This window comes from Merdimonas faecis (assembly GCF_001754075.1).
In the GTDB taxonomy this organism is placed as follows: domain Bacteria; phylum Bacillota; class Clostridia; order Lachnospirales; family Lachnospiraceae; genus Merdimonas; species Merdimonas faecis.
In genome coordinates this window covers 1-16,496 of the sequence record NZ_MIEH01000012.1, presented here as the reverse complement: position 1 = coordinate 16,496, position 16,496 = coordinate 1, and the positions used below count along the sequence as shown (strand labels likewise).

The 16,496-nt window shown below is 38.9% G+C and carries 11 protein-coding genes; 2 read left to right on the top strand and 9 right to left on the bottom strand.

The features are described from left to right. Nucleotide 1: 1 nt before the first annotated feature. From BKD12_RS05550 to BKD12_RS05525, 6 genes are all read right to left on the bottom strand, one after another. Entirely contained in the window at nt 2-619 is a 618-nt protein-coding gene (locus BKD12_RS05550; RefSeq protein WP_070088331.1) for a CHC2 zinc finger domain-containing protein, read from the bottom strand. Nucleotides 620-678: 59 nt separating this feature from the next. Next, nucleotides 679-1,899, bottom strand: coding sequence for a plasmid recombination protein (locus BKD12_RS05545; RefSeq protein WP_070088330.1), 1,221 nt, complete (start codon nt 1,897-1,899; stop codon nt 679-681). 454 nt (nt 1,900-2,353) lie between these two features. Further along, a complete protein-coding gene (locus tag BKD12_RS05540) occupies nt 2,354-6,070 on the bottom strand; it encodes an Eco57I restriction-modification methylase domain-containing protein (RefSeq protein WP_070088329.1) in 3,717 nt (1,238 codons plus the stop codon). Continuing rightward, complete coding sequence (locus BKD12_RS05535; RefSeq protein ID WP_070088328.1) at nt 6,071-9,244, bottom strand: helicase-related protein; 3,174 nt, start codon at nt 9,242-9,244, stop codon at nt 6,071-6,073. It abuts the gene before it with no gap. A gap of 195 nt (nt 9,245-9,439) precedes the next feature. Continuing rightward, on the bottom strand, nt 9,440-10,048 hold the full coding sequence (locus BKD12_RS05530) for a recombinase family protein (protein WP_015573227.1): 609 nt from the start codon (nt 10,046-10,048) through the stop codon (nt 9,440-9,442). A 153-nt stretch (nt 10,049-10,201) separates the two neighbouring features. After that, nucleotides 10,202-10,510, bottom strand: a complete 309-nt coding sequence (locus tag BKD12_RS05525; RefSeq protein ID WP_015573226.1) for a hypothetical protein — start codon at nt 10,508-10,510, stop codon at nt 10,202-10,204. 390 nt (nt 10,511-10,900) lie between these two features. On the opposite strand from BKD12_RS05525, the gene BKD12_RS05520 reads away from it, so the two are divergent. Next, nucleotides 10,901-11,716, top strand: coding sequence for a helix-turn-helix domain-containing protein (locus BKD12_RS05520; protein WP_015573225.1), 816 nt, complete (start codon nt 10,901-10,903; stop codon nt 11,714-11,716). An 84-nt stretch (nt 11,717-11,800) separates the two neighbouring features. Here the strand turns inward: BKD12_RS05520 and BKD12_RS05515 are convergent, their stop codons facing one another. Together BKD12_RS05515 and BKD12_RS05510 are read right to left on the bottom strand one after the other, a co-directional pair. Beyond that, nucleotides 11,801-12,559, bottom strand: a complete 759-nt coding sequence (locus BKD12_RS05515) for a hypothetical protein (protein ID WP_015573224.1) — start codon at nt 12,557-12,559, stop codon at nt 11,801-11,803. After that, the gene (locus BKD12_RS05510) at nt 12,559-13,653 is read right to left on the bottom strand and encodes an MBL fold metallo-hydrolase (protein ID WP_070088371.1); all 1,095 of its coding nucleotides are present in this window, start codon (nt 13,651-13,653) and stop codon (nt 12,559-12,561) included. The genes BKD12_RS05515 and BKD12_RS05510 overlap by 1 nt, the downstream gene beginning before the upstream one ends. Before the next feature lie 294 nt (nt 13,654-13,947). On the opposite strand from BKD12_RS05510, the gene BKD12_RS05505 reads away from it, so the two are divergent. After that, nucleotides 13,948-15,273, top strand: coding sequence for an AAA family ATPase (locus tag BKD12_RS05505; protein WP_015573223.1), 1,326 nt, complete (start codon nt 13,948-13,950; stop codon nt 15,271-15,273). Nucleotides 15,274-15,451: 178 nt separating this feature from the next. On the opposite strand, the gene BKD12_RS05500 is transcribed toward BKD12_RS05505, so the two are convergent. Further along, nucleotides 15,452-16,360: an Abi family protein gene (locus tag BKD12_RS05500; RefSeq protein ID WP_070088327.1), complete on the bottom strand. Its 909-nt coding sequence runs from the start codon at nt 16,358-16,360 to the stop codon at nt 15,452-15,454. Nucleotides 16,361-16,496: the final 136 nt, after the last annotated feature.

Here is a 16,496-nt window from a genome sequence, read left to right as displayed (position 1 = left end):
ATCACTGACTGCCTCCAGTGCCATCTTCTGCGTCTGGGCAGGTAAATTCTGAAATTCGTTCTTCAAGCGATGCCACCTCCTTCCCGTATTCCATCACAAGCAATGCTTTTTCCTCTATTTCTCCAAACACCAGAATATCCAAGAGATATTCCAGATGTGTTTTTCTCTGCAAGGCTTCCACAAACAACGGATGGCATGTTTCATCATCTATGTTGGGAGCATAATCAATCTCCCATTTTTTCAAAAGATGATAATAGTCTGACAGAACTCGAAAGCACCTCTGTTCAGCTTCTGCGTAAATCTGTGCATCCGTTTTTCTACAGATTATTTTCTTCGGTTTTGTTACCGCAGACTTCACATCATAAGATATTCCAAAGTCTGAAGCTATCTTTTGTGCCGCTTCCAGGCTGCTGATACCGAAAATCCTCGATACAAAATCAATCACATCGCCATCAGCTCCGCACCCAAAACAATGAAAGCGATTGTCCACTTTCATGCTCGGAGTTCTGTCATTGTGGAAAGGGCAGGATACCATGTTGTTTCTACGTATCTTTAATCCATACATTTCCGCAGCCTGTCTTGCAGTGACAGACTGCTTGACTGTATCAAATACATTCATAGCACAGCCCTCCCATAGAAAAAGCACCTGACATTTCCAATAAAAATGACAAGTGCCTGTTATCGTTCCATATTCTTTTGCTTGATTTTCTTATCCGAATCACCATCCTTTTTCACAAGTTCTTTATTACGCTGCAATTTTGCAAGCAGCGATTCTTTTGCTTTTTCCTTTACCACAGCCTTATTCTTTTCTTTGACCGTTGGCAGCTTCAATGCGGTCAAAACTTTGTTCAAAAGCTTGTCCGCCGTTTTCTTCATTTTGCTTTGCAAAGCATCCAGAGATTTACTGATAGCAGATTTTTTATCAGACGGAACATTGCTTTCTTCTGTGATCCACTTCTGATAATTTGCTACAATCTCCAAATCCTGCTTCTGAGTTTCTGCAAAAACAGTTTCCGCAATCACCTCACAAGCTTTTTCATAAGCGGTATCTGCAATTTCCTCCACCAGAGACTCTGCATCCTCCAGCTTCATTGTAATTTCCGAAAGTGCCTGTTCTTTTTCTGCCATGACTTGTTTCTGCTTCTCAATGATAAAATCATTCTTCTCCAGATATGATTTCCCACCATAGATTGGCTCACGCTCCAGCTGCAAACCATAACGCTCACAAATTTCAAACAATAATTCCCTGCATATTGCATCGAACGTCTGCTTACGATTGTTGTGCCTGCCTTTCGGCTTTGTTGGATCAGGAAGTGGTATTCCCAATTCCTCTAATGCCTTTTCCTGTTGGGGACAAAGCTCGCCATATTGATTTTTACAATCAAATACATGGCGTTCCTGAATGTGAGGTGTACCTTCATCCAGATGCAAAGCCCAGTTCAGAATGTGAACGTGAGTACCGAACCGACTCTCCATTTCTCCGAAAAAATCATTTGCAATCTGCAACAGAATTTCCGGCGGTGCAGATTCTTCTATCGTGCCGATCTGGTAAATGGTTTCTTCTGGACAGGTCTTTTTATTTTTCAGCAAGTCCTCCACGGTTCTGTTTCTCTCCGGATGTCTGTTTTTTATATTTCTCTCATTCTGAAAGAAAACGAAATCGCCATACTTGGCGTTGTAATACATCTGCTCAACTTTTTCAAAAGAAAAATCCTGTTCGGCATCTGCATTACGGTTATCGGAAGTTGTAATCCCACGATAACAGTCCCAATAAATATTTCTTTTGGCTCGCTCCGCATCAATGTGTTCACTGTTTTCCAAATCAAACCTACGGTCATTATGCTTTGGATTGTAAGTGCCATTTTTACCGGAACGACCATTGTGTCGTGTCAACCTCAAAGGCTTTTCCTCCATTTCTTTTTAAGTGTTGCCAAGGAAATCGAAGCAGCTTTGCTGCTGTCCTGCTTCATTTATGCGCAGGTAATACCCAGTACTAAGTGGCGAAACGCCACTGACTGGGCAAGGCTGCCGCCCTTGACCCGCACAGGGATATTGCATTCCCTGTACCCATGCACAAAGGGTTGCACCCTCTGTACTCCTGCCGGAGAACCTGTTTCAAACCATTGGCCAGTTGGTTCTCACCGCTTCTCCGTTTTCTCAGAATGCTCCACCGGAGCCTTCTGAGAAAGTTTCAGGCGATGAACATTCACATATATTGTGAAACATCACCGCCTGTTCTCGTATGCCGGTACCTGCATACTCGATTTGTAAATTGCCATGGCAATTTATCTTTGCAAATGAGCAAAACAAAAGCGACCAACTTTTTACGGTTGATCGCCTTTGCCTTGGTCATTTATTGTGCTTGATTTTCTACCAAATCAATTTCTGTCGGAGATAACTTATATGCTGCATAAAGAATATGATCAATTTCTGATTCCATCATACTTGTATCGGCATTCGGTTCATCTCTCTTAACATATGTAATTTTCTTTGCAAGTTCAGAAACTCTTCCTCGTTCTTCTTCTGGTAGTTCTATCACAGGAATTTCTGACAAAGGTACTTGGAATAATTCTAACACTTCACCTTTACGCTTTCCACGATTATAAAGCCATACAAAATTAAGTTTGGAATTTAGTAATCCCAATAGATAGAATAAATCAACATCTTTTGTCTTCGGAGTAATAACATACGCATCCGAACGGCAAAACCATTCTACATTGTTATAAGCAAATGCATTAGTTCTTGTACGATAAGGTACAACTATTTTTTCACCAATAAATATTGATTCTTTTCTTGCTCTATGAAGTGCTGTCCAATGGTAATGCTCATTGTATGCTTCTAATCGATGTTCCAATAATTCCCTAAAGTCATTTAAGTGTTTCAAAATATCTGGATATTTCTTTTCCTCAAGTGCATCCGGATAATATAATAACTTTTTTGTTGCACTCAAGCTACACCAATATTTAGTTATATCTGAATTTTTGTAGAAATCTCTAAGTAGTTCTTTGCCTTCGTTAAAACTCTCTACCATATCAACATCTCTGGCATTTGTAAGGTCGAAAACATAGATTCCATCATTTTTTACTTTCCCAGAGCCACTTGGAATATACTTCATATTTCTTGTTGCAACAGTATCACACCCGCTTACAACTCCCTGATTAACCTCTGCAATATGACCAATGCGAAGTTTTTGTGCCGCCATCTTATCTAAAACACTACCAATAGAATCTTTACTTTCAGATGAGACACCTTGCTGTCTGATATAAAAATCTTTTCCGTCATATAAGTTGTCTTGTGCAACATATACTGTTGCAGATTTATCATCTTTTGCAAAAAGAATCTGATTAATTTTATTTGCATCTGCGGGAACTGATTCTGAACAAATGGTGCTTTTACACATAATATCGTTCTGCTTATTGCGAGTAAGAATAGTAATCATGTTGTGCTGTCCCAATGCGGATTCAAACACCCTTACCTCATTGAAATTTATAAGCTGTCGAATATATGTCCTATCTGCAAAATCTTTTCTTAACGTTTTGGCACCCGTTGCTGTAGGATAATAATTAGTAGTTATAAATGCCAAATCGCCTTTACCATGAAGAACGTCGATACCCTTATGAAAAAAGAAATAGAAAAAGTCCATCTTACCCTGATATGTTCTTTTCCCAAAGTTTGTTTCCGCTACTTCTCTAAAAATTTCTTTGTGTCCACTTTCTCCGATATAAGGCGGATTACCAATTACAATATCAAAACCACCTTTTTCACGGAACACCCTTGCAAAATCCAACTGCCAAAGAACATACGGCTTAGATGCCATGCGTTTGCTCTCATTATACCTCTGAATTTTGTCCGGAGCACATCCCTCCAACTGTGACATGATAACCATATCACGCAGAGATTCAATTTCATCTTTCAACTGTTTTTTCTTTTCCGTGTTATCGCAATGAAACAACTCATTCTGTTTATCAATCAATGCACTGACAATGGATTCAAAACGGGAATGGTTCATATCCAACTGATAAGTGCTATCACCAAACAATTCACTTTCCTTAACCAGTCTGGTTTCCTCGAACTCATCAATCAAGCTGTTACCACAAAGAATATTGCTTTCCAAGTTCGGAAGTGGAAGTGGATTTTTATGACCATCCAGCGCACTCTGTGCATTCGGATTGATTTCATCATCAATTACCAGTGACAACCACAAACGAAGCTGTGCAATATCTACTGCTGACGGCTCAATATCAGCTGCGAAAATACAGTTCTTAATGGTTTCATATTTCAGATTGTGCGGTGAACGTTCCATCTGATACATTAATCTGGTATCGTATGCATTCATTGTGATTGCCATGTAAGCGGAGATGTTCTGTCTTGCACGGACAATCTCATTCAGCATACCGAGAGGGAACGCACCGGAACCTACCGCCGGATCTGCAACACGGACATTCTTCAATGCTTCATCAACATCTTTCAATCTGTCTACAACAACATTTCCGTCTGCATCCAGCTTGAACAGGCTTTCGGAGATATACATACCGCCATTTCCCTGACGTTTTTCTTTTACGGTGTCTTCATCTTTCATAAAGTCACCGTACAGAATAAATTCACGGATTGCTTCTTCTTCAATCTGCAATGTATTGGTCAGATAATTGATTAAACTTTCCTGACACATATAATGCACAATTTCACGAGGTGTGTAGAAAGCACCTTTGGACTTTCTATCGTTGACTTCCAGCAGATTTTCAAATACCTTACCCAGCATTTCAGGGTCGATAGCCACTTCTCGTTCCATCGGCTCATCTTCGCTCATGGTAAAGTTGTATCTATCGAAAATATCCAGAATACCATCTGCTTCACGACCTTTGGTCGCAGCATTGGAAAATACATCGTTTGGAATATTAAAATTATTGTGTTCCCAATCATATCCGTCAATCGGCTCAAACAGACCACCGGACAGGAATGGGATTCTGCAATGCAGAGCAGGGCAATACCCCTGTTCTCCACGGTTTACATTCAACGCATCGTAGAACAACGGCTCCAGTAATTCATCAAAGAAATTCTGGTTCTTCTTTTCTGCAATTTCAAAGAGCCTACGCATGAAATTGTGTGGACCACTGCCCCAAGGCTTTCCTTTCACACACATGGCAAGGACTGCTTCATCCTCATCACTTATGCTGTTTAATCCAGTACCAGAAATACGATATGTACCATCACCTACAGGACGATATACAATCGGAATCAATTCTCTGGATTTTGCTCCACGGGCATAATAAGCGTTCTTGTATTCTTTTTCGGTCAAAGTGTTAGGCCATGCGCCTACTCCCAGCCAACCTTTTTTCTGTAAGAAATACAAGAATACAATCTGACCCATCAGCTTCTTAGCAAACTGCGCAGAGGTGAAATTATGCTGTTGTGCTTCAATACGGAAATCTTCGTTTTCTTCCAGCTTTTCACGCAGCTGATGGAATTTTTCACAATACAGCTTGAAAAACTCATCTGTAACCTTTTCAACACTGAACGCATTTTCCAGATCATCCAGTGTAGGATGTTCCGGATCTGCCATACTATCAATGATAAATCTTTCAAATCGACTGATTGCTGTATGGCATGGTTCATTTTCACCTACCAGATAGGAATATCTCTTTGCCGGAGTCAGGTTTTCCGTGGTTTTCAAACGTCCGTTTTCGATCTTCATTTCATAATCGAGACGAACAAAAGACAATCTCCATTTTGGCTCGCCTTCTGTATAGAAAGCAATAAACGCAGCATCTGCATTGGCGTTTTCAATCAGCTTTTTGGCATAGCTACGCTGAGTGCTTCTGGAATTTTCAACATATCCTGCATTCTTCAGCTGCACTGCCATAATGATGATATTCTTTTTGTCTGGCGTTTTATAATTTCCCACATGAACGGAACCTTCAATATGGGATGAAAAATTAGTAAATTCTTTTCTGAACCTGTCCGGTGACACCATGCTGACCTTCGGGAAAATTTCTCGAATCAAATCAACATAATTCTTTGTACCATAGGGACTTTTCAGTATTGCTTCTATCTTTTTAACAACGGCATTCATTTATCGTGTACCTCCCGTTTTCAGATAGCAGGAAAGAATAATCTGTTTTTCTCCGTCTACCTGTGCTTTTTGGCTCTTGCGTTCCTCGAAGTATGTTGGAGGCACTAATTTCAGGATTTCATAGTAAAGTTCCAGAACATCTCCAACAACTTTGCTCTTTTTCATGACATCCTTAGAAACCTTTGCCGGAATCTCACCGTTTTCCCAAAGTGCAATCAGCTTCTCAATCGTCTGCTCTTGGTCATCGGTAAGACGTGGCTCTGTTTTCATTGCTTTCAGCAAACGAATAATTTTTGCATCATTTCCGGCAACCATTACTTTTTCCGTAGACACTTCTTCCTCTGCTACAAGCATCTGGTCAAAGGCGGTGCTGTTACTGTCGAAGTGTTCATAAAATTTGCTTGAAACACTGACTTTTGCATCGTCCGGTTCTGCCTTAATCAAATCAATCGCCTGCATAAAGGACAGTTGCTTTGTTTCAGCTTCAGAACTGATAAAAAATGTTTTTAATGCGCCCTGACGGATAAAAGTAACTGTAGAATCTTCTGATACTTTTTCAGAAAACTTACCAGCCTTTGCCTTTTTCGGTAAACGCTTAATCATTGAAAACAGTTTTGGATCATTGTCACGAATCTGACGGATAATCGCCAAATAAGCCAACTCAGGGTTGGTACTTTCTTCCTCACCATCCAGATCTGATGTCAGATCCGAGAACAGTTTCTTGGAAGATACTTCTTCATCATCAGACAGATATTTAAAGTCCTCGCCAAGGGTGTCGTGGAACGCCTGCAATTTTTCCAGAATTCGTTCCTCCAATGGCATCTGCTTCTTACTTTGTGCAGTCGGGAAGAAGTTAAATACATAAATGCGGTCAAACTCCGTACCAACACGGTTGATACGACCGACACGCTGCATGATACGGGTAGGATTCCAAGGAAGGTCATAGTTCACAAGGACATTCGCACGATGCAGGTTGATACCTTCTGCCAGCACATCGGTAGTGATGAGAAGGTCATATTTATCATTGTTTTTATTTTTAAATTTCGGATTGAAGCTATCTTCAATCTCAACTTTCAGTGCAGCACTGCTCTGACCGCTGAAATAGATAGTTCTTTCACCATAGATTGACTTCAATTCTTCATACAGATACTGTGCTGTTTCCGTAGATTCAGTAAAGACAATCGCCTTTTTACCTTTAATTAACGGATTCGCTGTAAGATTCCGCTTAAACTCATCCAGCTTTGGATCATTGCCAATCAACGACCAAATGAACTGCATGGATTTCAGCTGTGCCAAATCTGCCTGTAAGTCACGGAAGAACTGGGAAGAAAATTCCTTCGTCTCAAACTCCATGACATCCTGCTGTTCAATCAGATACATCAGCTTCTGTGTGTTGCCATCATCCAGAAGGTCATACACATTTACTTTCTTGCTGATATAGATTTTTCCGGTCTTAGACATTTCTATGAACTTTTCATAAGATTCAATGAAACGCTCCAAAGTCTTACGGAAAGCATAAAAGCTACTTTCCAGACGTTTTACAAGGATACCTTTCATAAATCCGCCCATGTTACGCTGTGCAGCAAGCATGGTTGCATATTTCTTTTTATCTTTCAGGTATAACAGCGGTGTATAACGGGCATATTTGAAATCCTTGATGATATTGATAGTCTGGGAGAACGCATCATCCGTTTCCTCATCAAAGGAATAAATGATTTTCTCCGGACTGCCTGCTTTCGGGAAAGTCAACCCCTGTTTTGCAAGGTCATCGGCATAATACTGCTGAATTTCACTTCTGGTACGACGAATCATAACCTCACGAATCAGCTTGTCACGGATTACTTCCGAATTTTCTCTAAGCTGCTCCATATATGCTGCTGAGCCTTTCGGCTTCTTCGCAAGTTTCGCATTCAGACCACGGAAAAATCCTTCGATGTTTTTAATACCGTTGATTGTGCCACTCTGCTTTGCCTGGAACAGATAAATCTGATTTTCCACATCACTGGTATAGTTGTTGATTGGTGTTGCAGAAATCAGAATTACTTTCTTATCACGACAAATCTGGTGTAATTCTGTAAATGCTTCAGTGCCACTATTACGGAAACGATGCGCTTCGTCAACAAACACATACGAATACTTATCCGTTCCTTTTGCAATAATCTTATCTAACTTACCAAGGGATTCCACATCACAACGGGCAACGTCAAATTCCTGCAAAACGCTTCTCCAGTAATCTACCAATACCGGAGGACACACAATCAACTTGTACGCATTTCTGTTGAAACTGTTTGCAAGCATAGCACAGATATAGGTTTTACCAAGACCTACAACGTCCGAAATGAAGACTCCATTATACGCATCCAGCTTCTGCCTTGCCTGTGTTACAGCATCAATCTGATACTGTAAGCGCATATATCCCTCTGGAAGCAATGTTTCAAAATTTTCTTTATCTGCATTGATTTCTTCCTTAAAGAACTCATACAGTGTTTTCAAATACAGCTGATAAGGGGTGATATCATCTCTCATCCATGTATGTTTTTCCACTGCTTCGATATAGGTGTCACGAATATCTATGCCTTGTGCCCAAAGCTCTTCAAACTTATCAAGCGCAAACTTTACATCTGCATAATCCTTTAATTCCACGTTAAACTCGAGGTTATTTACCAAACCTGCTTCAGAAAAATTACTTGAACCAGTAATTACGCTTCCAAATGTATCAGGAACCTTCTCCTGATCTTTGCGCATAATATAAACTTTTGCATGAATCGGTGCTTCGGTGTACATGCGCATCTCAAGTTTTCCGGATTTAAGCCAATCCATAAAAACACGAACACCTTTTTCCACCTGTGCAGAGCTTGCTGCTGTTTCAAACTCTTTTTCAATTTCATCTGCGATAATCTCTTTGCCATCGGCAGTTGAGATAGCAGCATACATTGTTTCAGCATTTATACGGTCAATGATTTTAACCGTATATCTATCGACATTCAAACCGACTAATATTCTGATTTTTTCTACTTGCTCCAGAGCTTCGTACATTTTGAAAAAGCCGCTGGCTCTGAAATAACCAACCAGAACATCAAAGAATTGTGTATTGCTTTTTAAAATGGCAGCAAAGCGGCTGTATAAGTCTCTTTCCGGCTCATTCGTAAAAAATTTCAAATCTGTGTGAACCATGATGTTTCCTCCTGTGTTATCTCAAACGGCACTTTCCAAAATGTGTACCTTTCTGTAAAATGCCTGTTTTTTTCATTAACTTAAATCATACCACAAAAACGAGCGTTATTCCAGATGTTTAAAGGCTTTCTATCGTGCGTCAAAGCAGATATTTCTCTGTATCGAAAAGGTACACATTCCTGTAAAAATACCTGTTTACAATAACTTGGCTTTTTCGTAAATTTCCGCTCGGTAGCGAAATGTGGACATTGGCATTCCACACGCTTTAGCAGCAGCCAGACCGGTAATTTTACCATTTTTCCATTGCTGATATATCTCATGGAAATTCTCCGGCAACGGGCTTGGAGGTCTTCCAAAGCGAACACCTCTCATTTTCGCAGCTACAATACCTTCTGCCTGTCTCTGCCTAATATTGGTTCGTTCATTTTCCGCAACAAAAGATAACACCTGCAAAACAATATCACTGAGGAACGTTCCCATAAGGTCTTTCCCACGGCGTGTGTCCAAAAGGGGCATATCCAGAACTACAATATCAATTCCTTTTTCTTTCGTGAGTATTCGCCATTGTTCTAAAATTTCAGCATAATTTCTTCCAAGGCGATCTATGCTTTTTACATAAAGCAAATCGTCTTTTTTTATTTTTCTTAACATTCGTTTGTACATCGGACGCTTGAAGTCCTTGCCGGATTGTTTATCTACAAAGATATTTTTCTCAGGAATAGACATTTCTTGTAATGCGATAAGCTGTCTGTCTTCGTTCTGATCCTTGGTACTGACACGAACATAACCATATACATTTCCCATTGTTCCTCCTTCGTATAGGCAATCTTCCAATTCCAGACCGCACTATTTGATTTGTCGAATTACACCTGATATTTTACCTTGCTATCACATAAGCATTTCAAAATGCCAGCTTTGAAACTGGCATTTTGATCACATACTGCCTGTAAAATGGCATTAAGTAGCAACCTGCTTCAAAAGTCTTCTGCCGGCATTCATACCGTACTTTTTGCCACAATCGCTAAAGACTTTCCGCCTTTCCTCAGTGAGCGGCGGGAGCAAGCGGATAGACACTCTGGATTTTTTCAGAACATAAGTCACACTGTCTTCGGCTGTCCTTCTGTCCAATCTTGCAACTTCTGGATACTTTTTGGCATATTCAGCAAGTCTGCGCTTCAGCGATGCGTTAAAAGTATAAATCTTAATGGTGTCTTCTCCCTCACTGGTCAAAATAATTGTTTCTTTCTCATACTTAGATAATCTCATTTGTTTTCTCCTTCGATTTCGATTTAGAGATCGTCAAAATCTCTATGTAATGTGGAATTGCAATGTTAGCTGCAATTCCACAAACAGGCTTTTTGCCGTTCTACCCTCGATGTTTCCTTGGAGGCATATCCCCTGTGCGGTGCTGTCCAGTCTCCCTTGCGGAAGCGCTCCCTTTATGATCGTGGCGGTTTATCTCATCTCGGACGGTCATTCAATTTTACGTTCATTTCTGAACTGGCTACATCATACACCGAAAAATCGAAATTCAAGGATTATTTCCATGGTCGAAAATTCACGCAAAAATGCCCCGTTTTTTCCGATTGGAAAACACGAGGCACATTGTAACTTTATGCTGAAATATGGTAGAATATCTGCATCAGGAGGATGCTTATGAAAAATCAATTATCAATCCAAGAAAAACTGTGGGATCTTAGACGAGACCATGACTATAAACTGGAAGAAGTTGCATCCGCAGTAAATGTAGTGCCTGCAACTATCAGCAAATACGAAAACAAAGAGAACAAGGAATACAATATTGTTACTCTCAACAAGCTGGCAGAATTTTATGGTGTCTCTTTGGAATGGCTTGTCGGCAATACCGAAGTAAGAACATCTTCTCTTACTGAAATAGACGATTTGATGTTAGACGATGAAACCATAGAATTTTTGAAAAGCGGGCGTTTCAATAATAGGCTTTTATGCGAAATCATCAAACATCCGGATTTTATAAAACTGATGGCAGATACCGAAATCTATGTTGATGGTATCGCTACCATGCAGATCAAAAACATGAATGACTGGTTAGATGCCGTTCGTCTCCAGATTATTCAGCAGAAAAATCCTGATGCCAACGACCTGTACCTGAAAGTTCTGGAAAGCTCACATATTCAGGAAGAAGAATATTTCTTCCATACCATTCACAGCGATTGGAACAATATTATCCGCACCATTCGTGAGAACCACGAACACGCTGCCGAATCTGCGCCTATCGAGAGACCGATGTCTAATGACAAAAAGGTGCAGCGTTTCTTGCAAACACTCAAATTCAAAAGCAACCCTATTGAGGAATTCTGGCGCTTCTTCTGCGATGAAATGCAGATTCCGTTTGACCACCTTTCCGTGGACGAGCATAAGGTTATGAAAGATGTGTTCAAGAGGTCAAAGCTGTTAAAGGCTCTGCCGAATCGTAAAAAAAGTAAAAAGTAAAATATAGGGTATGTTGAAATATAACTCTTCAACATACCCTACCTTATTTAAACCATTGTTTTGTTCAAATTTCGTTTTAACTATCTATCTTAATATCGCAATTTCTTCTTGAGAGAGATTTTCGATTATTTCAAGAAGTGTTTTTGCATAATCAAATGCATTTCTTTTTACCGTCTTTTTTGTCACGATTGAACAAAAAAGACAAATCCATATTAATAATCCCACTAAAACAACATACTTCGGAAATGGAGCGATAAGTATTTCCTTCAAGCTAAAGGAATCTATGACTACAAGTTCTCTAAGTAACAGAATAGCATATGACACAGTAGCCAAAATTTTACATCCATATAAATTTCTCCAGAAATTGTATTTTTTTAATTCTTGATATACTCTTGGGAACCTATCTCTATTTGAATTAGCATAAGTGCGTAAAAATGTCATTGCACTAATATACTTTTCATCAGATGTTGAATCTACCGTTTCTTCTGTTAAAGACATAGGTAACGAAACATCCGCCAAATTATTATTAAACCATTGATGATATTTCACTTTAGAAACACCATCAATTTTATTGTCAGAAAAACGCAGAATTATCGTTGTTGGAATTCCACCTAATTCCTCGAACATCTTTCCTTCGTAATTTTTTCCCCATTCACGAGCAATATAGGCCGAGAATGCAATAAGTATTATTGCCAACACAAAGGAAGTACTTGCCTCTGACCAACTGTTAGCTACTATTCCGTTATATACCGCTACAATTAGCAGCGGTAAGCCAGCTGTCATAGCTGGCATTACTCTTGCCGCAAAAACAAAATCATCAAAATATTTCTTTACTGATTCCATCAATCTTCCCACTCCTCTACTTTCTGTTCGAACTCAAGCGGTTTAATAGCGGTCCATCCCTGTCTGTCTGGCATATTTCTGTGATGGTGAATTATATTACCTTTTGTTTTATATACACTCACACCTCTTCTTGTAAATGCATTAACTACCATTTGAAGCGGGTGATCCGAACCACTTGCAACAGAAACAAATGCAGTTTTTCCAGTGGTTTCGCCTTCTTCCACAATATCCCCAATCAGACGATTAAGGATGGACGGACTAACATTGTGGCGACCTCCATGATGTGGCACTTGTATAAAACCTACATTGTCTTTAATCTTTTTTCCGATGGTTTCGGAATATGTAATGCTTTTATCCAAAGCACGTATTCCAGCATCACCTGTCAATAAGAAATTATCATCCATTTCTCCATAGATAACAACACTCATTTCATTTTCCGCTGTGGTAGACACGTTCTCACGTAATTTTTCACTACTCCATGTTTCGATAAGATTCTTCACATATTGAAAAGCATTCTTAAAAAATCTGGAAAACGCATTGTCGGCACTTTCATTTATCAAAGGCGTTTTACTTGATTCAACCAACAACTCAAGGTAAAACTCCTTGCTTGGAGATAATATTCTTAACTTACCATCAATAACAGTTCCTTGAAACGCTTCATAAATTGGAATCCCTTTGTCTTGCGCAATTTCTTCCAAGTCATTGATATACGGATATTCATCTCTCAAACGTCTAATGAGGCTGCCTTTTGTAATGCGACCATCCTTTACTTTATCCCAGATATCATCTACATATAACCACGGACGATTCATATACAATGCTTGGACCTCAAATTTGTCCAATATATTTTTCAAACCAGAAGTGTGGTCAGAATCCGAATGGGAACAGATGACATAATCGATAACCTTTTCAGTATCCTCATCAAAATAATACTGATTTAGATGCTGTTCCAATTTTTCTCCGTGGGCTTGCAACCCACCATCGTACACGGCAATTTTATAATTGCCAAATAAATCCTTCCAACGTAAGGCGATGGCATCAGCATCTTTTTTACACTCATCGCCCACACCAACAAAATCAATTTCGTAAGCCATTTTGCCTTCTTTCTGCAAATGCACATGACTTCTCTGGCCATTCCGAATCATGTCATTTGCTTGTCTTATAGTAATCAGTTACGCTCCTGGAGCTGTTAGCAAACAGTATGGTTGAGTGCTAACGATTTTATATTATCATAATTTCTTCTAACTTTCAAGTGTTTTGATCGTATTTTCGTAATTTTTACGAATGTATTCATAAAACATTCTTTACTTTATTTATTTTTTGTGTTATAGTAAATAAGTAAAATTATATTTTTACTTATTTACTATTTAGGAAACGGAGAAACTAAAATGTTTGAATATGTTAAACTCAAAAATTACAAATCTTTCGGCGATGTAGAATTCAATCTATTAGACAAGAATGGGGCGCCCAAAAAACTACTATTAATTTACGGAAAAAATGGTGTTGGAAAATCCAATTTAGCCTCCGCTTTTTTTATGCTCTCGGAAACTCTTCGCACTATGGATGTTCGTGATATTATGCAATCCATATTATCTGATCCAGACAATCTTAAAGATGAAGATTTTTCTCGTTACTTAAAAATGAGATATAAGGACATCGAAACATTGATTCAAGAAAACAAAATGGTGGGAAGCGAAGAACCCATGTATCTTGAATTTGGTTTCCAATTGCACGGAAAAAGTGGGCGTTATATTTTAGAAACCAACGACTCTCAAATCATACACGAACGATTGGAATACACTCTTACAAGAAATCGTGGTGCTTATTTCGATATCACACCAGAGAAAGCCACAATCAGTCCTAAGATTTTTCTGGAAAATACAGCCTATCAAGAAATCAAAAAAGCTTGTAGCAAATATTGGGGGAAACATTCTTTATTAGCAATATTGATGCACGAATCCGATGACAAAGCTGATATGTATATAAAGGAGCAAATTAGTGACCATTTTGATTCGGTTCTCGAATTTTTCTCCCGTACTTCATGTAAAGTAAAATTCGGTAGCCGCCAAGAACGAGGTATTATCGGACTTCCTCCTGAAATATTCGGTCACTATGATGAGGGAAATATTCGCCTTGATGAAGAAAATCTTTTAGATCGAACTGAAAGCATGTTAAATACCTTTTTCCAAAACACCTATACCGACATTCAAAGGGTATATTATAAAAGAGTCCATAAAGAAAATCGTATTAATTACACATTGATGGTTACCAAATATATCGCAGGCATGGAACGAGATATTGAATTTTCTTTGGAATCCACAGGAACACAATCTCTTCTTCAGCTATTACCATTTATGCTCGTAGTTGTAAAAGGATCCGTTGCCATCATTGACGAATTTGACACAGCTCTCCATGATATTCTGGTCGAAAGCTTAGTTTCGGCTCTAAACAAAGACTCTGAAGGCCAACTTATCCTTACAACTCATAATACACTGTTAATGGAATCAGATATTCCTAAAGAAAGCATTTATGTCATTGATGAAACCGAAAATGGAAACAAAGAAATACAATGCATTACACATTACGATAGCAAAATCCATAAAAACACTAACCTTAGAAATCAGTATATCCATGGAAACTACCATGGCATTCCTGTTAGAGCCTCTATCGACTTCAATTCTTTATTAGAAACATTAGAGAATGATTTAAACTAATTTTAAAGAGCTGGATTCCTCAAACACTGGGATCCAGCTCTTGTTTATACACAGATCAATTCCATCAAAATAGAAATGGCGAAGTGCTTATCGTAACACTCCGCCGAAAGCCTAACCGGTTTGAGCATAAAAATGCTTGGTTAGGTCTGCTTTACTATTTTATGCAGTTCTGCTGCGTTTATACACTTAGATGTGCTTTCCAATCTACCGGAAGATTCATCGCTGTAAGACTAATTACACCAATATTATTTTGAATCAGCTTATCAAAGGCATCCACAAATACTGTCCATTCCTCATCTGATGAACGCAGATACTTCATCGCCAGTAAAATTTGATACAAACCGTTATGTACCGGTGGTGGTGTAACTTTATCTGCATCCAGAATTTCCGGTGTCGTATGTATTGTTCGGTTGTAAATTCTGGAATTATGAGCACACATATTACGCAATACCGAAGCACCTTGTATCCATGAAGCAAGCATTTTCTGGGAGGGCTTTACCCAATTTCCTTTTTTCGATTTATACTGGTAATTAGCCGCCAATATAGAATATGAACTTCCAGCACCGGTTTTCAAATTCTTAATTATCTTCGATAACGTACCAAAAGAAAGAACTTCAACAACTGCCCATACAGGCACCTCTCCATCATGATTATCAAAATTATGTTTGATAAACACATCATTAGAGCGAGCAATTTCTGACGCTACTGTAGACATATTCTGCCAATACAGTTTTTTCTCTTTAAAAATCGATGAATCCTGCAAAACAAGTGGTTCTCCGTTTATAAGTAACGATTCCACTAATCGTACTCTCAAAGCCACCTCAATCTTAGAAATCATTGAAAAAATCAAAGCAGATAATTCCTGGTCAAATTGATACAACTTTAAAATATCTTCAAACCTTGTTCCCGGAACATACTTCTTTGTAGCATTATCATATAAGTGGAACGAATATCCACGCAAACGATAAAATCCAACTGACTTTAATGCTTTTTCTACGTCCGCACGAGAAGTAATTACCATTCCTGCATCAATATATGATTGTACCTGCTGTGTTATTGTTAATATTTGTTTTGGATATTGATACATAAAACACCCCATAAATGAAAAAGTCCCACCGGGTTGCGCATGAAAATCAGAGGCGTGGTGGGTTCTGTTACTATCATTATACAACTTTTATTGCGACTGTCAAGATTCCTTTTTGCTTGAGTTTCCGCAGAATTAT